This window comes from Pseudoxanthomonas sp. SGT-18, from assembly GCF_003931645.1.
Lineage (GTDB): Bacteria > Pseudomonadota > Gammaproteobacteria > Xanthomonadales > Xanthomonadaceae > Pseudoxanthomonas.
The window spans coordinates 140,064-159,114 of record NZ_RRYJ01000001.1 but is presented as its reverse complement, the minus strand read 5'-3'; the positions used below and the strand labels follow the sequence as shown (position 1 = coordinate 159,114).

Below are 19,051 nucleotides of genomic sequence, written 5' to 3'. Positions count from 1 at the left end.
GGCGTGGCGCGGCGTTCCAGCCGCGCCCCGCAGCGTCCCGGCCGGCTCAGGAATGGTCCAGCGGCGCGCTGCGCGCGGCGCCGACCGTGCGCTCGCGGCGCAGCAGGTACAGGCCGCTGCCCATGATGATGGCCGCGCCAATCCAGGTCACCGCGTCCGGCAGGGTGCGCCAGAACAGCCAGTCCCAGCCGATCACCCAGACCAGGCCGGTGTACTCCAGCGGCGCCACCAGCGAGGCGTCGCCGCGCATGAACGCCGCGGTCAGCGCGACCTGCCCCAGCGCCCCGGCCAGGCCCAGGCCCAGGATCAGCGGCGCATCGCCGCGCTGCAGCGGCACCCAGCCCGGGATCGCCGCCAGCCCCGCGCCGACGGCCATGATCGCCAGGAACCAGACCACCATCGACTGCGGCGTGTCGGTGCGGGTCAGCAGGCTCACGGTGACCGCGGCGATCGCGTAGGCGGTGGCCGCCAGCAGCACCATCAGCCCCGGCAGCGACGCGAAGCCGCCTGCGCCCGGGCGCAGCACCACCACCACGCCGACCAGGCCGATGCCGATGGCGGTCCAGCGCCGCGGCCCCACCTTCTCGCCCAGCAGCGGCACCGACAGCGCCGCCACCAGCAGCGGCGCGACGAAGTAGATCGTGTACGCGGTGGACAGCGGCATGCGCTTGAGCGCGAACACGAAGCAGCCGATCATGGCCATGCCCAGCGCGCCGCGCAGCAGGTGCAGGCCCCAGCGCACCGGCAGGATCGAGCGCGGGCCGGCGGTGGCCATCACCCAGGCCAGCACGAACGGCAGCGAGGCGGCGCCGCGCAGCAGGGTCACCTGCAGCGGCGGGTAGCGGGCCGAGAGCAGCTTCATCGCCGTGTCCATCAGCGAGAAGCAGGCGATGGCGGCGACCATCCAGGCGGCGGCCGCCAGGTTCGAGCGGGGACGTGGGGGCATGCACGCATTATCCGCGCACGCGCGCCGATGCGCGCGCCGGCGCGGGCACCGCCTAGAATGTGCGCATCCGCACAAGGAGCCCCCCGATGCCTTCCTTCGACATCGTGTCCGAAGTGGACACCCACGAGCTGACCAACGCCGTCGACCAGGCCAGCCGCGAACTGACCACCCGCTTCGACTTCAAGGGCGTGGACGCGAAGTTCGTGCTGGAGGACAACGTGATCAGCCAGTCCGCGCCCAGCGATTTCCAGCTCGGGCAGATGACCGACATCCTGCGCCAGCGCATGACCGCGCGCGGCATCGACATCCGCTGCCTGGAGTTCGGCGACATCGAGACCAACCTGGCCGGCGCGCGGCAGAAGGTCACCGTGAAGCAGGGCATCGAGCGCGAGACGGCCAAGAAGATCCAGGCCGCGCTCAAGGACGCCAAGCTCAAGGTCGACAGCCAGATCAACGGCGAGAAGCTGCGGGTCAACGGCAAGAAGCGCGACGACCTGCAGGAGGCCATCGCCCTGCTGCGCAAGGGCGATTTCGGCATCCCGCTGCAGTTCGAGAACTTCCGTGACTGATCCGGCCATCGGCAACCCCGGCGGGGACGCCGCGCTGGACGAGGCCAGGGTCCTGGCCGATACCCGGCGCTGGCTGGAGCGGTCCGTGATCGGCCTGAACCTGTGCCCGTTCGCCAAGGCGGTGTACGTCAAGGAGCAGGTGCGCTTCGTCGCCAGCGACGCGACCACGCCGGAGCAGCTGCTGGAGCAGCTGGGCGAGGAGCTGGTGCTGCTGCGCGACACCCCGGCCGAACAGGTCGACACCACCCTGCTGGTGCACCCGCTGGTGCTGGGCGACTTCCTCGACTACAACGACTTCCTCGACCAGGCCGACGCCCTGGTCGAGGCGCTGGAGCTGGACGGCGTGCTGCAGGTGGCCAGCTTCCACCCGGACTACCAGTTCGCCGACAGCCGCCCGGACGACATCGAGAACTACTCCAACCGCGCGCCCTACCCGACCCTGCACCTGCTGCGCGAGGACAGCGTGGCCCGCGCGGTGGAGGCCTACCCGGACCCGGACGTGATCGTGGAGCGCAACTACGCCACCCTGCGCAAGCTCGGCCACGAGGGCTGGCGCAGGCTGTTCGCGGACGAGGCCGGCTGAGCGCGCCGGCGCGCGGCGACCGCGCCTGCACGCCGCGCACGCCACACTGCAGCCGCAACGGAGCCACGCCATGCCGATCGTCCCTCCCGTCCAGCCCTGGGATCCCGCGCCGCTACGGGACCGCGTGGTCCTGGTCACCGGCGGCGCCCAGGGCATCGGCCGCGGCATCGCCCAGGCGGTGCTGGGCGCCGGCGGCTGCGTGGCCATCGGCGACCTCGACGCCACAGCCGGCCGCGCCTGCCTGCGCGAATGGGGCGTCCCGGGGCGGGCCATGTTCCGCCGCCTGGACGTGGCCAGCGAGCGCAGCACCGCGGCGTTCGTGGCCGCGGCGCTGGAGCGCTTCGGCCGCATCGACGGCCTGGTCAACAACGCCGGCCTGCCCGATCCGTAGGTGCCGCCGCTGGAAGCGCTGGATTTCGCCGGGTGGAACCGGCGCCTGTCCAGCCTGCACGGCGCCTTCCTGTGCAGCCGCCATGCCCTGCCCGCGCTGCGCCAGGCGCCCGGCGGCGGCGCCATCGTCAACATCGCCTCCACCCGTGCCCACCAGTCCGAGCCGCACAGCGAGGCCTACGCCGCGGCCAAGGGCGGACTGGTCGCGCTGACCCACGCGCTGGCACTCAGCGAAGGCCCGCGGGTGCGGGTGAACTGCATCAGCCCTGGCTGGATCGCCACCGAGGCCTGGCAGGCACCCGCACGCCGGCGCCGGCCGAAGCTGTCGCGCCGCGACCACGCCCAGCATCCGGCCGGGCGCGTCGGTACCCCGGAAGACATCGCCGCGCTGGCGGTCTACCTGCTGGCGCCGGCGCTGTCCGGCTTCACCACCGGGCAGGAATTCAGCGTCGACGGCGGCATGACCCGCAAGATGCAGTACGCCTGAGCGCGCTTCAGCGCGCGACCGCGCCGCGCAGCGCCGGGGTGCCGTCCACCACCTCGGTCCACACCAGCCAGGCGGCGCCGTCGGCCACCTGCATGCGGGGCATGCCGCTGGCGCGGCCGCGCGCCGGGAAGGTGGCCACGACCTGCATCTCCCCGCGCCGCAGGTCGGCCGTGTAGCGCATCAGGCGCAGCAGTTGCAGGCCTTCGGGGAGTTCCTCCAGCCACGCCGCGTAGAGCTGGTCGTCGGCGGCGGCCACGGCCACCCGGCCCAGCAGCTGCGGCCCGCGCACCAGGGTCACCGGCGCGGCGAAGCTGTCGCCGCCGTCCTGCGACACCGCCGCGCGCAACTCCGGCCAGCCGCCGGCCTCGGTGTACCAGGCCACCCACACCCGCGGGCCCTGGGCCGCCACCGCCGGGCCGTTGACCGGGCAGCCGGCGAAGTGCCAGCCATCGGCATGCACCGGCCGCGGCGGCGTCCACGCCTGGCCGTCGAAGCGCACGATGCGGATGTCGCGGATCTCGCCCGCGCCGCGCCCGCGGTAGACCACGACCACGCCCTTGCCGCTGCGCGCGGCGGCGGTGGGACAGCAGTCGCAGGTGGAGGCATCCAGCGGCCATTCGCGCAGCTGCGCGCCATCGGCGCCATGCACGGCGGCGCGCAGCATCATTGCCGCGCCGCCGTGGTGGCCGTCGCCGTCATGGCCGTCGTGTCCGCCGCCGGCCGCGGCCGCCTTCTGCCGGCTGTCGAGCCAGGCGATGCCAAGCTGGCCCTGGCCCTGTTCCCAGAAGCTGACGAAGCCGTGGTCGCCGCGGCTGCCGCCCGGATGCACCGCGGCGGCCGGCGTCCAGCTGCGGCCGTCGTCGCCGGAGCGCGCCAGCACGATGCCGTAGTCCATGCGCGACGGACCGGTATTGCGCAACCAGTGCGCCCACAACGAGCCGTCGCCCAGGGCGTACACGTGCGGGGTGTCGGCCCAGTTCACGAACCAGTCGCTGCCTTCGGCGATGGTGCGCGTGGGTTCCCAGTCCGCGCCAGGGCGGGTACTGGCCAGCCGCAGGCGGTGGCCGTCGCCGGCTGGTTCCAGCCAGCTCAGCAGCAGGCGCCCGTCCGGCGCCCGCACCAGGTCCGGCTGGGCCGCGCCGGGCGGCGCCGGCAGGGTCCACGGCTGCGCCTGCAGCGGCCGGACCGGCGTTTCCGTGTCGCGGCCGCAGGCAGCCAGCAGCAGCGGCAGCAGCAGCGCCGCGACGGTGGCGCGCCAGTGGCTGGATGGCGATGGCGTATGCATGCGCTGTCCTCAGTCGAAGGCCTGGTGCAGGACCAGTTCCCAGCTGCGCGGATCGCCCGGCCAGGCCATCTGCCCGCCCAGTGCCTGGGCAATGTAGCGGCGGTCGCCAAGATTGCGCCCGCGCAGGGTCAGTTCGGTGCGCACGCCGGCGCGCCAGCGCAGGTGCGCGTCCCAGGTGGCGTAGCCAGGCACGCGCAGGCTGTTGGCCGCGTCGGCCTGGCGCGCCGATACCGCACGCAGGCCGGCACCCAGCGCCCAGCGCGGCTGCAGCTGCCAGTCCAGCCACAGGTTGCCCACCCGCGCCGGGATGTTGGGCGGGCGGTTGCCCGCGCGCGAGACCGCCTGGCCGGCGACGGTCTCGGTGAACGCGTCCAGGCGCGCATCCACCCAGGCCAGGTTGCCGTCCAGCGCCAGCCGCTGCGCCGGCTTCCAGCCGAAGGCCAGCTCCAGGCCGCGCGCGGACTGCCGCCCCACCGGCAGGGTCTGGCCCGGGTTGTCCGGGTCGGCCACCGCCAGGTTGCGGCGGACGATGCGGTACACGGCCAGGGTGGCGTGGCTGCGGCCGTCGGCCGACTGCAGCTTGGCACCCAGCTCGGCCTGGCGTCCGCTGGACAGGTCGAAGTCGCGCAGCTGGGCGAAGCTGGCGGTACTCAGCACGCCGGCCGGCGGGTCGGCGGCGGTGCTGGCCTGGACGTAGGCGCGCGCGTTCGGCGCCGGTGCCCATTCCAGGGCCAGGCGGCCGGTGGTCGGCCGGTAGCGGCGCTCGAAGCGCGCGGGGTTGCCGGGGCCGGGCGCGCGGTGGTTGCGCACCTCCAGCTGCAGGCGTTCGTGGCGCAGCGCGGCCAGCAGCGACACGCCGGCGCCCAGGGTGGTGAGGTTCTCGGCATACACCGCCTGGCTGCGCAGGCGGTTGCTGCGGTCCGGTCGGTAAGCCAGTTCCGCGCCCGGCACGTCGAGGAAGCGGCCCGGCGCCACCGCGTCCACCGGCACGGTGTCGACCACGCCCGGCAGCGACAGCGGGAAGCGGGTCTGCCGGTTCCACGCCGCCTCCGCGCCCACGGCCCAGCGCGCGGGGCGGCCGGCCAGCAGGCCCTCGTGCAGCCATTCGCTGCGGTTGCCCCACACCTCGTGGTCGTGGCGCTGCAGCAGCGCGCCGGAACGCTGCACGCCGCCCTCCGCCAGGCGGTAGCTCTCCACGTTGCGGTAATCGCGCAGGGCGTCGTAGTGGTAGACCGTGTTGCGCACGCGGTCGCCGTCGCCGCGCTGCCATTCCAGCAGCGAGCGCACCCAGCGCACGTCCTGGGCGTAGCGGCCGTCGCCGACGTTGTAGTTGCGCGCGGCCAGGGCCGGATCCAGCCGCAGGCGCCCGCCCGTGGCCTCGCCCGGCACTCCCCAGTACGGGCGTCGCACGTCCTCGTCCTGCCATTCCAGGGCCAGCACGTGCTCCAGCCCGGGCGCCAGCCGCACCCGCCACGACCCGGCCGCCGCCAGCGCGCTGCGCTGCTGCGCATCGATCCAGCTGTCGCCATCGCGCGCGCTCAGGTCCAGCGCCAGCGCCTGGCGCGCGGCGGCATCGCGCAGGTTCATGCCGAAGGCCACGGTGCCGTCGCGGTGCGAACCCCAGGCCGCGCGCCAGCGCGCCTGGTCGTGTCCGAGGCTGGCCAGGCGGGTGACGTAGTTGATCGCGCCGCCGACGGCGCCCACGCCATGCAGGAAACTGGAAGGGCCACCGATGGCCTCGATCCGCTCGTACTGCCAGGCATCCACCGGACGCGCGGCGATGCTGGCGTACTGCACGTCGATGCCGTTGAACAGCTGGCTGACCTGGCTGCCGGAGAAGCCGCGCCAGGCCACGTTGTTGCCTTGCCCGGGCGGAGCGGCGGCGGTCAGGCCGGGCACCGCGGCCAGGGCTTCCTGGGTGGTGCGCACGCCGCGTGCGTCCAGGGTGTCGCGTTCGACCACGGTGACTGCGGCCGGGGTGTCGAGCACGTCCAGCCCCAGGCGCGAGGCGCTGCCGGCCGGCGCCTGCAGCGGCCCGGCGCGGCCGCTGACCTGCACGGCATCGAGGGTGGTGGTGGCCGGCGCCTGGCCGGCATGCACGATCGGGATCGGGGACAGGAGAAGCAGGACCGCGGGCATGGCCACGGTCCGGCGTGCCGCGGTTGGCGGCAGGCGGTGGCAGGGCATGTTGGGCTCCAGGACGCGGGAACGCGCGGCGTGGCCGCGCGGGACGGTTCGCGGTTCAGGCCTGGAGCGGCGGTCCACGGCTGCCGGGACCGTGGAGGCGGCGGAAGCGGCGCCGCGGGCTGGCACGCCGGGCGGGAGGCGTGGCCGGGGCCAGGCCGGGCACGGTCGCGGTCGCCGTCGCCGGCAGCGCCAGCGAGGCAGCCAGCGGGCAGTAGGGGCAGTCGGCGTCGCCATGGAGGCTGGCCGGCGCCAGCGGTGCGCCGTCGGCATCGCGGGCCTCGCTGGGCGCCAGCTGCAGGCCTTCGGCGGTGCACAACTCGGACCAGCCGGCCAGCAGCTGCGGGCCGCCGGCGGCCAGCACGCGCCCGGCCACCGGCGCCAACGCCAGCAACAGCCCCGCCAGCAGGGCCAGCGGGGCCAGGAGCCGGTGGAGGCGGGAGGCGCGCAGCATGGGCCGGATTCTAGACAAAGGGGCGCGCACGGCCAGTGACAGATGGTCCCAGCCGCGCGGCGGCGCTCAGTCCGCCGCCGCCGCCGGGTCGAACACCGCCTGCAGCAGCGGCAGCACCTGCTCCAGCGAGGCGGCGATGCGGTGGCCCAGGGCGCGGGTGGCCGCGTCCGGCGCCACCAGGTCCGGGACCTGGATCGGGGTCATGCCCGCGGCCAGCGCGGCGCGCACGCCGGCGGGCGAGTCCTCCAGCACCAGGCAGCGCGCCGGCTCCACGCCCAGGCGGCTGGCGGCCAGCAGGTACACGTCCGGCGCCGGCTTGGGATGGGCCACGTCCGAGGCGGTGCAGACCACCGGGAAGTACGGCAGCAGGCCGGCCTGGCGCAGCTTGTGGCTGGCCAGCGGGTTGCGGGTGGAGGTGGCGACCGCGCGCGGGACGCCGCGCTCCTGCAGCCACTGCAGCAGGGCGAGGATGCCGGGACGGTGCGGGATGCCGGCATCGACCATGGCGCTGTACTCGGCGCCGGAGCGCTGCAGCAACGCATCGGCCTGGGCCTGGCCCAGGCGCTCGACCAGCATCGCGCGGCAGGCGGCATCGCCGGTGCCGACCATCTGCAGCCAGTAGTCCTCGGGCAGGTCGTGGCCGAGCGCGGCGGCGGCGCGCGCGTAGCAGCGGGTGATGGCGCGCTCGCTGTCCAGCATCAGCCCGTCCATGTCGAACAGCACCGCCTCCGGGGCGAATGGCAGCGGGGCCAGGCCCGCGCCGGCGCTCACGCGCCCGCTCCGGCGAACAGCGCGTCGAGGTCGGCCTGGCCGAGCTGGCGCCACTGTCCTTCCGGCAACCCGCCCAGCTCCAGCCCGCCCACCTGCGGCCGGTGCAGTGCCAGCACCCGGTTGCCGGCGGCGGCGAACATGCGCCGCACCTGGTGGTAGCGGCCCTCGTGCAGGACCAGGCGCGCGCGGCGCGGGCCCAGCACCTCCAGGCGCGCCGGCAGCAGCGGCGTGTCCTCGCCTTCCAGCACCAGGGTGCCGCTGGCGAACAGCTGCGCCTCGTCGCCGCGCAGGTCCTCGGCCAGCCCGGCCTCGTAGACCTTGGCCAGCTTCGACTTCGGCGAGACGATCCGGTGCAGCAGCTGGCCATCGTCGGTCATCAGCAGCAGCCCGGTGGTGTCGCGGTCCAGCCGTCCGACGGTGGACAGCACCGGGTTGCGCAGGCGGAAGCGCGGCGGCAGCAGGTCGTAGACGATGCGGCCCGGGTCCTTGGTCGAGCAGGTGTAGCCGGCCGGCTTGTGCAGCATCAGCACCAGGCCCGGCGGCGGGTCCAGCGGCTGCCCGTCCACGCGCACGTTGTCGTGGTCCAGCGGGTCGTCCTGATACAGCACCTCGCCATTGGCGTCGGTGACGCGGCCCTCGCGGAACATCCAGGCCACCTCCTTGCGGCTGCCGTAGCCCAGGTTGGCCAGGTGCTTGACCAGCTTCATCGACTTGCTCAACGCGACGCTCCCTTGGTTGCCTCGATCACCTTGAATCCCCCGGCTTCGGCCAGCACCCTGCGCTGGCCGAACGCCTGCGCCAGGGTGCCCTCGTACGGCAGGTGGCGGTTGGCCACCAGCAGCAGGCGCCCGCCGGGACGCAGCGCCCGCGCCGCCACCTCGATGAATCGCTGGCCCAGTTCCGGGCGGTCGCCGCGGTCGTGGGCGTGGAACGGCGGGTTGCTGACGATGAAGTCGTAGCCGCCCCGGGCCAGCCCGGCGGTGACGTCGTGCCAGTGGAAGCCCGGCGCGATGCGCGCCCCGGCAAGGTTGCGGCGCGCCAGCTCCAGCGCGCGGAACTCGACCTCGTACAGGTCCAGCGCGGTCACGCCCGGGGCGCGTTCCAGCACCTCGGCGGCGAGGTAGCCCCAGCCGGCGCCGAGGTCGGCGCCGCGCCCGCGCAGGTCGGCCGGCAGGTGCGTGGCCAGCAGCGCCGAGGCGGCGTCGATCCGGTCCCAGGCGAACACGCCGGGGCGGCTGTGGAAGCGCCCGCCCGGCAGCGGCCGCACCGCGTCGCCGCCGCGCCACTGCGCGGCCAGCGCGGCGTCGCGCGGCCCCTGCAACGGCGGGGTCCAGAACACGCGGCAGTGGAACTTGGCCAGGTTGCCGTCCAGCCCGGCCAGCTGCTGCAGGTCCTTTTCCCGCGAGCGCGCGCCTTCGTCGTTGGCCGCGGCGGCCACCACGCGCGCGCCGGGCGCGGCCAGGTCCACGGCGCGTGCCAGCAGGGCGCGCGCCTCCTCGCGCTGGCGCGGCGGCAGCACCAGCACCAGCGCCGCCGCCGGCTCGTCGGCGGGCAGTTCCGGGACCGCGTCGATCCCGGCGCGCTGCAGCGCGTCGGCCAGCGGCCGCGAGCCCTGCTCGCAGCGCAGGCGCGAAAGGTCGTGGCGGCGCAGCGGCCAGCCGTCGCGCCCACGCAGGAACAGCACGCGGCCCTGCGGCCACGGCAGGACGCCGCCGTCGAACGGCAGCAGCAGGGCCTTGAGGGGTTCGTCTTCGGTGCTCACGCGGTCGGGAACGGGCGGCGGGGCCGGCCATTATCCGCCAGTCGCCGCAGCGGCCGGTGCGCGGGCAAAAAAAGAAGGCCAGCCTCCGCGGGGGAGGCTGGCCCGGGTTACGCGGCGTCATGGCTACGGCGCGGCGCTGTATGCCGCGCGCCTGGCCGGCGTGTCCATCCCGGCCTGATTTCCCCCAAGGACAGCCGGGCCGCTCCTCCCCTCCATGGCCCGGCTGTCCGTCTTCTTCCGTGCATGGCGGACACCCGCCGGCACATGAAAAAGCCAGCCCCGCGGGGCTGGCCGGAAAACGTGGCGGCACCGGCCGCTGCATCAAGTAGTCCGCGCGCCGGGCCCATCCCGCGGGAGGATGGCCTGCGCGCCGCGCCCGCGCGGGCTCAGTCCTGGTACTGCAGCGGCACGCGCTTGACCGCGCACAGCAGGCGGTAGCTGCTGGTCTGGCTGTGCGCCACCACCTGCGCGGCCGGCACCCGGCTGCCCCACAGCTCGACCACGCTGCCGACCCCGGCGTGCGGGTGGTCGGTCAGGTCCACGGTGAGCATGTCCATCGACACCCGGCCGACGAGGCGCCCGGGGCGGCCATCGATCGCCACCGGGGTGCCGTTGACCGCGAACTGCGGGTAGCCGTCGGCATAGCCCATCGCCACCACACCCACCCGGGTGGGCGCCTCGGTGACGAAGCGCGCGCCGTAACCCACCGGTTCGCCCGCGGGCAGCTCGCGCACCGCGATCACCTTCGACTCCAGGGTCATCACCGGGCGCAGCTGCGCGGCCAGGTCGTGGTCCTGGGCGAACGGCGAGACGCCGTACAGCATCAGGCCCGGGCGCGCCCAGTCGCCGCGTGCCTGCGGCCAGCCCAGCAGCGCCGGCGAGTTGCAGATGCTGGTCTGGCCCGGCAGCCCGGCGGTGGCGCGGGCGAAGGTGTCCAGCTGCTCGCGGGTGCGCGCGCAGTCCAGTTCATCGGCGCGCGCGAAATGGCTCATCTTCACCGCCACGCGCACGTGCGGCAGCGCCTCCAGCCGGCGCCACGTGGCGGCGTAGTCGTCGGCGCCGATACCCACGCGGTGCATGCCCGAGTCCAGCTTCAGCCACACCGTCAGCGGCGCCGGCAGCGGCGTGCGCTCCAGCGCCTCCACCTGCCAGGGTGCGTGGACCACGCACCACAGGTCGTGCTGCAGCAGCAGCGGCAGTTCGGAAGCCTCGAAGAAGCCCTCCAGCAGCAGGATCGGCTTGCGGATCCCGGCCTCGCGCAGGACCAGCGCCTCCTCGATGCAGGCCACCGCGAAGCCGTCGGCCTCCGGCTCCAGCGCCGCGGCGCAGCGCACCGCGCCATGGCCGTAGGCATCAGCCTTGACCACCGCCAGCGCGCGCCCGCCGCCGAGGCTGCGTGCCAGGCGGTAGTTGTGGCGCAGGGCGGAAAGGTCGATCAGGGCGCGGGCGGGACGCATGGCAGGCAGGGGCAGCGGAACGGGGAAGCGGTGTGCGGATGCGCGCCGGATCAGGGCGACATTGTCGCCGGAACCGGGCCCTTGCCGTCGCCGCGCGCGCCGCCGCGGCCGTAGCGCGAGATGTCCAGGCCCTCGCGGCGGATGCCGGTGGGCTGGCGCGCGATCACGTCGGCCAGGTAGCGGCCGGAACCGCAGGCCATGGTCCAGCCCAGGGTGCCGTGGCCGGTGTTGAGGTACAGGTTGCGCAGGCGGGTCTCGCCCACCACCGGGGTGCCGTCGGGCGTGGCCGGGCGCAGGCCGGTCCAGAACGTGGCCCGGGACAGGTCGCCGCCACGCGGGTAGAGATCGTTGACCACCTTCTCCAGGGTCGCGCGCCGGCGCGGATCCAGGCGCAGGTCGAAGCCGGCCACCTCGGCCATGCCGCCGACACGGATGCGTTGGTCGAAGCGGGTAATGGCGATCTTGTAGGTCTCGTCGAGGATGGTCGAGGTCGGCGCCATCTCCGGATCGGTGATCGGGATGGTCAGCGAGTAGCCCTTGAGCGGGTACACCGGCAGGTCGATGCCCAGCGGCCGCAGCAGCTGCGGCGACCAGCTGCCCAGCGCCAGCACGTAGCGGTCGGCGGTCTCGACGCGGCCGTCGATGCGCACGCCGGTGACGCGCTCGCCATCGGACTCGATCGCCTCGATGGTCGCGCCGTAGCGGAACTCCACGCCCTGCGCCGCGGCCAGCGCGGCCAGGCGCTCGCTGAACAGCTGGCAGTCGCCGGTCTGGTCGCCGGGCAGGCGCAGGCCGCCCACCAGCAGGCCGGAGGCGGCGGCCAGCGCCGGCTCCACGCGGGCGATGCCGGCGCGGTCCAGCACCTCGTAGGGCACGCCGGCCTGCTCCAGCACCGCGATGTCGCGCGCCGCGGCGTCCAGCTGGGCCTGGGTGCGGAACAGCTGGGTGGTGCCCAGCTTGCGGCCTTCCCAGCTCAGCCCGGTCTCGCGCGCCAGCTCGTCCATGCAGTCGCGGCTGTACTCGGCCAGCCGCACCATGCGCTCCTTGTTCACCGCGTAGCGGCCGGCGGTGCAGTTGCGCAGCATCTGCCACAGCCAGCGGTACTGCGCCGGGTCGGAGGTCAGGCGGATCGCCAGCGGGGCGTGTTCCTGGAACAGCCACTTGATCGCCTTCAGCGGCACGCCCGGCGCCGCCCAGGGCGAGGCATAGCCCGGCGAGATCTGTCCGGCGTTGGCGAAGCTGGCGCCGCGCGCCGGGCCCGGCTCGCGGTCGACCACGGCCACCTCGAAGCCGGCGCGCGCCAGATACCACGCGCTGGCCACGCCAATCACGCCACTGCCAAGAACCAGGACCCGCTGCATCGCACCCTCCGTCAGGAGCTTTCACTGCCCCGAAGCGCCGGAGCCATGGAATGCGCGCATACTACCGCCACGATTCCAGGATTATTTTCTGTTTTTCTTCCCGCCAGCCGGCCTTTGCACTGCCACAGGCCGCTTCCACGGAGGTTTCCATGCCCGCCCGCCCCGAACGCCTGCGCGGCGACCGTCCACGCCACCTGGACCGCATCGACCGCCACATCCTGCGCATCCTGCAGGAGGAGGGCCGCATCTCCTTCACCGAGCTGGGCGAGCGCGTGGGCCTGTCGACCACGCCCTGCACCGAGCGCGTGCGCCGGCTGGAGCGCGACGGGGTGATCACCGGCTACCACGCCCGCCTCAATCCGCAGCACCTGGGCGCCAGCCTGCTGGTGTTCGTGCAGATCAGCCTGGCCTACAAGTCCGGCGACATCTTCGAGGAATTCCGCCGCGCCGCGCTGAAGCTGCCCAACGTGCTGGAATGCCACCTGGTCTCCGGCGACTTCGACTACCTGATCAAGGCGCGCATCACCGAGATGGCCTCCTACCGCCGGCTGCTGGGCAGCAGCCTGCTGACCCTGCCGCACGTGCGCGAGTCCAAGAGCTACATCGTGATGGAGGAGGTCAAGGAGACACTGGCGCTGGATGTGCCTGACTGACGGGATTGGTGATTGGTGATTGGCGATTGGTAACGCGGGCAAGCGGAGCGCAGCCGGGATCGGCTTGCAACGCGCGCGGAACGCACAAAGAAAGACGGCGGCCCCTGGGCCGCCGTTCTTCATTGCACCACCGGCGCCGGGGCTCAGCGCGCCCAGCGCACCGCCGAGGCGGTCAGCGGCAGCACCTGCGCGGTCAGCGGACGGTCCTGCTCCAGCAGGCCGATGGCGTTGGCCAGGATCGCGGCGGCCTCGCGCTGCAACGGGTCCGGGCGCTTCTCGGCCGCCTTCTCGCGCTCGGCGTCCTTGACCACGTCGCGCTCGCTGGCGGTCAGGCCGTCGTCGAAGTCCTCGGCCAGCGGATCCAGCTCCAGGCCCTTCTCCTTGCGGATCGCCTGGCGCTCCTTGCGCTGCTTCTCCTGGCGCTCGCGCTCGGCGCGGCGCTCGGCCTCGTTGAGCGACAGGTACTTCTTCGCCGCTTCCTCGCGGTAGCGCGCCACGTCCTCGCTCCACCACTGGAACTCCAGGTCGTCGGCGATGCGGCGCGCATGCATGGCCTGCAGGCGCGGCAGCAGCGGCTGGAAGTTGCCGTAGCGCTCGTGCGGCACCGCGGCGATGCGGGTCCACGGCAGGGCGTTGTCGTAGGTGCTCTCGCCGAACTCGTTGGCGTCCACGCTCAGCGGGTAGGCGATGTCGGGGACCACGCCCTTGTGCTGGGTGCTGCCGCCTTCGATGCGGAAGAACTGGGCGATGGTCAGCTTGACGTGGCCAAAGCGCGGGCCCTCGGAAGCCGGCCAGCGGTCCAGGTCGACCAGGTTCTGCACCGTGCCCTTGCCGAAGGTGGTCTCGCCGATGATCAGGGCGCGGCCGTAGTCCTGCATCGCCCCGGCGAAGATCTCCGAGGCCGAGGCCGAGGCACGGTTGACCAGCACCGCCAGCGGGCCGTCCCAGGCCACGCCCGGCTTGTTGTCGCTGTTGACCGTGACCCGGCCGCCGGACTCGCGCACCTGCACCACCGGGCCGCGGTCGATGAACAGGCCGGTCAGCTGCACCGCCTCGTCCAGCGAGCCGCCGCCGTTGTTGCGCAGGTCCAGGACCACGCCGTCCACGCCCTCTTCCCGGAAGCGCGCCAGCAGGTTGGCCACGTCGCGGGTGGCGGAGGTGTAGTCGCTGCCGTTGCGGCGGCGGCCCTCGAAGTCCTGGTAGAAGGTCGGCAGCTCGATCACGCCGATCTTGCGCGCCGGCAGGCCGTCCTGCGCCGGGATGTTGTACAGCTTGCTCTTGGCCGCCTGCTCGGACAGCTGGACCCGCGCGCGGGTCAGGGTCACGGTGCGGTGCTCGCCGTCCAGGCCATCCTCGGCCGGGATGTACTCCAGCCGCACCTGGGTGCCCTTGGCACCGCGGATCTTGGCGACCACGTCGTCGATGCGCCAGCCGATCACGTCCTCGACCGGCCCGGACTTGCCCTGGCCCACCCCGACGATGCGGTCGCCGGCCTTGAGCGTGCCGTCCAGGGCCGCCGGGCCGCCGGGGATGATCTCGCGCACCACCACCACGTCGTCCTGGCGCTGCAGCTGGGCGCCGATGCCCTCCAGCGACAGCGACATGGCCTGGTTGAAGTTCTCGGCCGTGCGCGGGTTGAGGTAGTTGGTGTGCGGGTCGATCGAGGCGGTGTAGGCATTGAGGAAGATCGAGAACACGTCCTCGCTCTTGAGCTGGTCCACCGAGCGGGCCAGCTGGGCGTAGCGCTTCTCCAGCGTCCTGCGGATCTCCTCCGGCTCCTTGCCGGCCAGCTTCAGGCGCAGCCAGTCGTTCATCACCGACTTGCGCCACAGCGCGTCCAGCTCGGCGCCGTCGGCGGCCCACGGCGCGTTCTCGCGGTCGTATTCCCAGCGCTCGTTGCCGCTGAAGTCGAAGTTGCCTTCCTGCAGCAGCTTCTGCGCGTAGGCCACGCGCTCGACCACCCGCTGCCGGTACACCGAGAACATGGCGAACGCGGGGCTCGGGTCGCCGCCGCGCACGGCGTCGTCCAGCTGCAGGCGGTAGGGCTCGAAGCGCTGGATGTCGGCCGCGGTGAAGTACTGCTTGTTGCCGTCCAGCGCCTCCAGGTAGCGGCGGAAGATGTCCTCGGACATCGCGTCGTCGGCCGGGCGCGGGCGGTAGGCGTAGCGGCTGTCCGACAGCAGGCCGTAGACCAGGCGGGTGGTGGTGGACTGGTCCGGGGTCGGCGCCACGGCCACCTGCGCGGGGGCGTCGGCGCGCGCGAGCAGCGCCGCGGGGGCGGCCAGCAGGAGGGCGAACAGTGCTGCGGTGATTCTGGAATTCATGCGGGGGCTCGGGCCGGAGGCAGCCGTTGGAAATCGGGCGTCACCGCCACTGGGACCACGGCCGGCGCCGGAAGTTGCCGGACGGTCCCGTGGGTGCACGGGGACGTTCCGCCGCAGGCTAGCCGCTGCGGCGTAGGGAAAGGTGAACGGAAACGGCGTGGCGACGGGGCGCGACGGGGCCGGCGCCCGCGGAGGAGAAGGACCGCGCGCGGCCGGCTCAGGCCGCCACCCCGGCGCCGGCCGCCTGGCGGTCGGCGTGGTAGGACGAACGTACCATCGGCCCGGAGGCGACGTGGCTGAAGCCCAGCTGGTAGCCGTACTCCTCCAGCGCCTTGAACTCCTCGGGGGTCCAGTAGCGCATCACCGGGTGGTGGTGCGCGGTCGGCTGCAGGTACTGGCCGATGGTGACCATGTCCACGTCGTGCGCGCGCAGGTCGCGCAGGGTCGCCTGCACCTGCTCAAGGGTCTCGCCCAGGCCCAGCATGATCCCGGACTTGGTCGGGATCGACGGATGCTGCGCCTTGAAGTTCTTCAGCAGGGTCAGCGACCACTGGTAGTCCGCGCCCGGGCGCACGTTGCGGTACAGGTCCGGGACGGTCTCGATGTTGTGGTTGAACACGTCCGGCGGGTTCTTCGCCAGGATTTCCAGCGCGCGCTCCATGCGCCCCTTGCCGCGGAAGTCCGGGGTCAGGATCTCGATCCGGGTGCCGGGAGCGCGCTCGCGGATGGCGGCGATGCAGTCGACGAAGTGCTGGGCGCCGCCGTCGCGCAGGTCGTCGCGGTCCACGCTGGTGACCACCACGTACCTCAGGCCCATGTCGGCCACGGTCTGGCCGAGGCTGGCCGGCTCGTCTGGATCCGGCGGCTTCGGGCGGCCGTGGGCCACGTCGCAGAACGAGCAGCGGCGGGTGCAGACCTCGCCGAGGATCATGAAGGTCGCGGTGCCGTGGCCGAAGCACTCGTGGATGTTCGGGCAGCTGGCCTCTTCGCACACCGTGACCAGGCGGTTGGCGCGCAGCTTGGCCTTGAGGTTCTGCACGGCGTTGCCGGACGGGATGCGCACGCGGATCCACGAAGGCTTGCGCAGCACCGGGGCGTCGGCGAACTGCACCGGCGAACGACCGATCTTGTCCCCGCCCAGCTGCTTGGCCCCGGCCTGCAGCGGAGCCGCCGGGGCGGCAGGTTCGGACAGGACCTGGAGCGGGATGGTGCGGGGAGCGGCGTCAGTCATGGCGCCTATTGTAGGCCGCCGCCGCGCCCCGCGCCCGGCACCAGCAGTGCCGGGACCGGAACGCCCGGTGGCGGCGGATGGAACGGACGGGGCCAGCCCCCACCGTCCGTGCCTGCGGCGCAGCTGGATGACACCCGCTCCGGGTACGGGAAAACGAAGCCACGCGCCCAGGGCGCCCGCGGACGCGGTAGCGCGGGGGATGGGGCAAGCAGGCCATGGATGGCCCGTGGTCGCGCATTGGAGCCAGGGCGGCGAGCGTGAGGGGAAGCCCCGGGCAGTGCGGCCAGGCCAGCGGCGCGCGGCAACGCGTCATGCACGCCGGCACCCGGTTTCATTCCCGGCGCCCGCAGCGCCGGTCTTCATTCCCCGCCTGGCGCGGCGGAGAGGTCGGGCAGCCCCGCCTGGGGCCGCAGCTCCAGCCCGAACTGGCGCGCGACCTGCTCCAGCAGCACCGGCTTGACCGCATCCATCGAGGACGGGCCGCCCAGGTCCTGCAACGAGGTCACGCGCAGCCCCTGGTAACCGCAGGGATTGATCCGGTGGAACGGCTCCAGGTCCATGCCGATGTTGAACGACAGGCCGTGGAAGCAGCAGCCGCGGCGCACGCGGATGCCCAGCGCCGCGACCTTGGCCCCGCCCACGTACACGCCCGGCGCGCCCTCGCGGCGCTCGCCGCCGATGTTCCATTCCCCGAGCGTGTCGATGATCGCCTGCTCGATCCGGCACACGTACTCGCGCACGCCCACGCCCAGCCGGCGCAGGTCCAGCAGCGGGTAGAGCACGATCTGGCCGGGGCCGTGGTAGGTCACCTGGCCGCCGCGGTCCACGTGCAGCACCGGGATGTCGCCCGGCGCCAGCACGTGCTCGGGCTTGCCGGCCTGGCCGAGGGTGAACACCGGCTCGTGCTCGACCAGCCACAGCTCGTCCACGGTGTCGCCATCGCGCGCGTCGGTGAAACGCTGCATTGCCCGCCACACCGGCTCGTAGGCCTGGCGGCCGAGGTCGAATACCCGCGCCGGGCGCAGGGCGCGGGCCGGCGCCGCGGAGGCGCCGCAGGCGTTCACAGCGTCCATTTCACTTCCGGATGGTCGCGCAGCGCCTGGTGGGCGCGCTCGTACTGCTCGCGGCTCTGGGCGCGGAAGCCGATCCGCACCGAAACGTAGCGGCCGTTGGAGGAATGGCGCCACTGCACGCTTTCCTCCAGCACTTCCACGCCGGTGGCGGCCAGCAGCCGGGGCAGTTCGGTCTCCAGGCCCTTGTCGGCCGCGCCCATGGCGCTGAGCTCGAAGGTGCCGGGGAACTGGAAGCCGTGCTCGGGGTTGTCGGACTTGATTTCCATCGGGGCATTATCAGGGCCTGCGTGCGCGAACCCAAGCGGCGGCGCGTTGCAACGCACCGGTGCGGCCATGCACGCCCCGCGGACGCTCCGCATGCGATTCAATGCGCGTCCCTCCCCCGCCACCTCCCCCGCCCAAGGATCCCGCCCATGCCCGCTCCCGCACGGACGCGACCCCCGCGCGTCCCCACCGCCGCGTTGTTGTTGGTCTTCCTGTTCCCCGCCGCGGCCATCGCCGCCCCGCAATGCAGCAGCAGCCGCCTCAGCGAAACCCCGCCGGCGGTGAACTTCCGCGTCGACAACGACCTGTTCGGCGGCGAGAACCAGGACCAGGGATACACCAATGGCGCGGTGATCACCCTGGTCTCGCCCAACCTGGCCGACTACACCGACGACCCCTGCCTGCCGCGCCCCGCGCGCTGGATCAACCGCTACCTGGAGCGGCTGCATCCCGGCCGCTTCGAGCAGCAGAACATGGTGTTCAGCATCAGCCAGAGCCTGTACACGCCCACCGACTACAGCCGCGCCGACCTGATCCCCGACGACCGCCCGTACGCGGCGATCCTGATGGCCAGCTTCGGCTACAACGCGCGCAGCGGCGACAGCCTGCGCACCACCCAGCTGCAGCTGGGCGTGATCGGCCCGGCGGCCCTGGGCAAGCAGGTGCAGAGGGCGGTGCACCACGTGTTCGACGGCGAGGACTTCCGCGGCTGGGACAACCAGCTGCACAACGAGCCGCTGCTGGGCATCGTGCACGAACGCATGCACCGCTGGGGCGACAGCGAGGGCAACGCCGGCGGCTGGGGCTGGGACGCGATCGCGCACTACGGCGGCGCCCTCGGCAACCGCGCCACCTACGTCAACACCGGCCTGGAACTGCGCTGGGGCTGGCGCCTGCCCGACGACTTCGGCAGCACCCCGCTGCGTCCGGCCGGCGAGAACACCGCGCCGGCGCGCGAACGCCTGTCGGGCTGGTCCTGGCACGTGTTCGCCACCTCCGACGTGCGCGCGGTGGCGCGCGACATCACCCTGGACGGCAACACCTTCCGCAGCAGCCACAGCGTGGACAAGCGGCCGCTGGTGGGCGAGGTCGGCTACGGGATGGCCGTGACCCACGGCCGCTGGAAGTTCGCGCTGGCGCGCTACCACGGCGCGCGCGAGTTCGAGGGGCAGAAGGAGCGGCCGGTGTTCGGCAGCTTCACCATCAGCCGGATGCTGTAGGCCCGGCCGGGAAGCCGGCGCCGCCGCGCGGCGGCGC

At 73.3% G+C, this 19,051-nt stretch carries 17 protein-coding genes and 1 pseudogene; 5 read left to right on the top strand and 13 right to left on the bottom strand.

Going from position 1 to position 19,051, the window contains the following annotated elements:
• Positions 1-46: 46 nt before the first annotated feature.
• On the bottom strand, positions 47-946 hold the full coding sequence (locus EIM47_RS00720; RefSeq protein ID WP_125075805.1) for a DMT family transporter: 900 nt from the start codon (positions 944-946) through the stop codon (positions 47-49).
• Between the two features lie 86 nt (positions 947-1,032).
• On the opposite strand from EIM47_RS00720, the gene EIM47_RS00715 reads away from it, so the two are divergent.
• The 3 genes and pseudogenes from EIM47_RS00715 (at position 1,033) to EIM47_RS00705 (ending at position 2,975) form a co-directional block, all read left to right on the top strand.
• On the top strand, positions 1,033-1,515 hold the full coding sequence (locus EIM47_RS00715) for a YajQ family cyclic di-GMP-binding protein (RefSeq protein WP_019398205.1): 483 nt from the start codon (positions 1,033-1,035) through the stop codon (positions 1,513-1,515).
• The gene (locus tag EIM47_RS00710; RefSeq protein WP_240626116.1) at positions 1,508-2,098 is read left to right on the top strand and encodes a DUF1415 domain-containing protein; all 591 of its coding nucleotides are present in this window, start codon (positions 1,508-1,510) and stop codon (positions 2,096-2,098) included. Before EIM47_RS00715 ends, EIM47_RS00710 begins: the two co-directional genes overlap by 8 nt.
• A 70-nt stretch (positions 2,099-2,168) precedes the next feature.
• Positions 2,169-2,975: pseudogene (locus EIM47_RS00705) on the top strand (SDR family oxidoreductase).
• 7 nt (positions 2,976-2,982) lie between these two features.
• On the opposite strand, the gene EIM47_RS00700 reads toward EIM47_RS00705, so the two are convergent.
• The 8 genes from EIM47_RS00700 to EIM47_RS00665 all read right to left on the bottom strand — a co-directional run bounded on the left by EIM47_RS00700 (position 2,983) and on the right by EIM47_RS00665 (position 12,249).
• Positions 2,983-4,260, bottom strand: coding sequence for a sialidase family protein (locus tag EIM47_RS00700; RefSeq protein WP_028914459.1), 1,278 nt, complete (start codon positions 4,258-4,260; stop codon positions 2,983-2,985).
• 9 nt (positions 4,261-4,269) lie between these two features.
• Entirely contained in the window at positions 4,270-6,399 is a 2,130-nt protein-coding gene (locus tag EIM47_RS00695) for a TonB-dependent receptor (protein WP_240626114.1), read from the bottom strand.
• A 103-nt stretch (positions 6,400-6,502) separates the two neighbouring features.
• A complete protein-coding gene (locus EIM47_RS00690) occupies positions 6,503-6,898 on the bottom strand; it encodes a DUF2946 family protein (RefSeq protein ID WP_019398200.1) in 396 nt (131 codons plus the stop codon).
• A gap of 66 nt (positions 6,899-6,964) precedes the next feature.
• Entirely contained in the window at positions 6,965-7,669 is a 705-nt protein-coding gene (locus tag EIM47_RS00685; RefSeq protein WP_125075803.1) for an HAD family phosphatase, read from the bottom strand.
• Positions 7,666-8,376, bottom strand: a complete 711-nt coding sequence (locus EIM47_RS00680; protein ID WP_028914457.1) for a pseudouridine synthase — start codon at positions 8,374-8,376, stop codon at positions 7,666-7,668. The genes EIM47_RS00685 and EIM47_RS00680 overlap by 4 nt, the downstream gene beginning before the upstream one ends.
• A gap of 8 nt (positions 8,377-8,384) precedes the next feature.
• Positions 8,385-9,431: a class I SAM-dependent methyltransferase gene (locus tag EIM47_RS00675; protein WP_125075802.1), complete on the bottom strand. Its 1,047-nt coding sequence runs from the start codon at positions 9,429-9,431 to the stop codon at positions 8,385-8,387.
• 386 nt (positions 9,432-9,817) lie between these two features.
• The gene (gene alr / locus EIM47_RS00670; protein ID WP_125075801.1) at positions 9,818-10,888 is read right to left on the bottom strand and encodes an alanine racemase; all 1,071 of its coding nucleotides are present in this window, start codon (positions 10,886-10,888) and stop codon (positions 9,818-9,820) included.
• A gap of 50 nt (positions 10,889-10,938) precedes the next feature.
• Positions 10,939-12,249: a D-amino acid dehydrogenase gene (locus EIM47_RS00665; protein ID WP_125075800.1), complete on the bottom strand. Its 1,311-nt coding sequence runs from the start codon at positions 12,247-12,249 to the stop codon at positions 10,939-10,941.
• Between the two features lie 149 nt (positions 12,250-12,398).
• Between EIM47_RS00665 and EIM47_RS00660 the strand changes: the two genes are divergently transcribed.
• Positions 12,399-12,902, top strand: coding sequence for a winged helix-turn-helix transcriptional regulator (locus tag EIM47_RS00660; protein ID WP_019398043.1), 504 nt, complete (start codon positions 12,399-12,401; stop codon positions 12,900-12,902).
• A 143-nt stretch (positions 12,903-13,045) separates the two neighbouring features.
• Here the strand turns inward: EIM47_RS00660 and EIM47_RS00655 are convergent, their stop codons facing one another.
• The 4 genes from EIM47_RS00655 to EIM47_RS00640 all read right to left on the bottom strand — a co-directional run bounded on the left by EIM47_RS00655 (position 13,046) and on the right by EIM47_RS00640 (position 17,796).
• Positions 13,046-15,226, bottom strand: a complete 2,181-nt coding sequence (locus tag EIM47_RS00655) for a carboxy terminal-processing peptidase (protein WP_019398042.1) — start codon at positions 15,224-15,226, stop codon at positions 13,046-13,048.
• Positions 15,227-15,443: 217 nt separating this feature from the next.
• The gene (gene lipA / locus EIM47_RS00650; protein WP_125075799.1) at positions 15,444-16,457 is read right to left on the bottom strand and encodes a lipoyl synthase; all 1,014 of its coding nucleotides are present in this window, start codon (positions 16,455-16,457) and stop codon (positions 15,444-15,446) included.
• Positions 16,458-16,816: 359 nt separating this feature from the next.
• Complete coding sequence (gene lipB, locus EIM47_RS00645) at positions 16,817-17,530, bottom strand: lipoyl(octanoyl) transferase LipB (RefSeq protein ID WP_026010396.1); 714 nt, start codon at positions 17,528-17,530, stop codon at positions 16,817-16,819.
• Positions 17,518-17,796 carry a DUF493 family protein gene (locus EIM47_RS00640; protein ID WP_019398039.1) on the bottom strand — a complete coding sequence of 93 codons (279 nt, stop codon included), beginning with the start codon at positions 17,794-17,796 and terminating at the stop codon, positions 17,518-17,520. Before EIM47_RS00640 ends, lipB begins: the two co-directional genes overlap by 13 nt.
• A gap of 147 nt (positions 17,797-17,943) precedes the next feature.
• Here EIM47_RS00640 and EIM47_RS00635 point away from each other — a divergent pair, with 147 nt between their 5' ends.
• The gene (locus tag EIM47_RS00635) at positions 17,944-19,014 is read left to right on the top strand and encodes a lipid A deacylase LpxR family protein (RefSeq protein ID WP_083852396.1); all 1,071 of its coding nucleotides are present in this window, start codon (positions 17,944-17,946) and stop codon (positions 19,012-19,014) included.
• The last annotated feature ends 37 nt before the right edge of the window (positions 19,015-19,051 follow it).

What these genes read in the sequence shown, in the direction of transcription:
- EIM47_RS00680 (WP_028914457.1), bottom strand. Translation starts at nt 8,376, where the DNA reads ATGAAGCTGGTCAAGCACCTGGCCAACCTGGGCTACGGCAGCCGCAAG.
- EIM47_RS00640 (WP_019398039.1), bottom strand. Translation starts at nt 17,796, where the DNA reads ATGGAAATCAAGTCCGACAACCCCGAGCACGGCTTCCAGTTCCCCGGC.
- EIM47_RS00690 (WP_019398200.1), bottom strand. Translation starts at nt 6,898, where the DNA reads ATGCTGCGCGCCTCCCGCCTCCACCGGCTCCTGGCCCCGCTGGCCCTG.
- EIM47_RS00720 (WP_125075805.1), bottom strand. Translation starts at nt 946, where the DNA reads ATGCCCCCACGTCCCCGCTCGAACCTGGCGGCCGCCGCCTGGATGGTC.
- EIM47_RS00660 (WP_019398043.1), top strand. Translation starts at nt 12,399, where the DNA reads ATGCCCGCCCGCCCCGAACGCCTGCGCGGCGACCGTCCACGCCACCTG.
- lipB (WP_026010396.1), bottom strand. Translation starts at nt 17,530, where the DNA reads ATGGACGCTGTGAACGCCTGCGGCGCCTCCGCGGCGCCGGCCCGCGCC.
- EIM47_RS00700 (WP_028914459.1), bottom strand. Translation starts at nt 4,260, where the DNA reads ATGCATACGCCATCGCCATCCAGCCACTGGCGCGCCACCGTCGCGGCG.
- alr (WP_125075801.1), bottom strand. Translation starts at nt 10,888, where the DNA reads ATGCGTCCCGCCCGCGCCCTGATCGACCTTTCCGCCCTGCGCCACAAC.
- EIM47_RS00665 (WP_125075800.1), bottom strand. Translation starts at nt 12,249, where the DNA reads ATGCAGCGGGTCCTGGTTCTTGGCAGTGGCGTGATTGGCGTGGCCAGC.
- EIM47_RS00715 (WP_019398205.1), top strand. Translation starts at nt 1,033, where the DNA reads ATGCCTTCCTTCGACATCGTGTCCGAAGTGGACACCCACGAGCTGACC.
- EIM47_RS00635 (WP_083852396.1), top strand. Translation starts at nt 17,944, where the DNA reads ATGCCCGCTCCCGCACGGACGCGACCCCCGCGCGTCCCCACCGCCGCG.
- lipA (WP_125075799.1), bottom strand. Translation starts at nt 16,457, where the DNA reads ATGACTGACGCCGCTCCCCGCACCATCCCGCTCCAGGTCCTGTCCGAA.
- EIM47_RS00655 (WP_019398042.1), bottom strand. Translation starts at nt 15,226, where the DNA reads ATGAATTCCAGAATCACCGCAGCACTGTTCGCCCTCCTGCTGGCCGCC.
- EIM47_RS00695 (WP_240626114.1), bottom strand. Translation starts at nt 6,399, where the DNA reads ATGCCCGCGGTCCTGCTTCTCCTGTCCCCGATCCCGATCGTGCATGCC.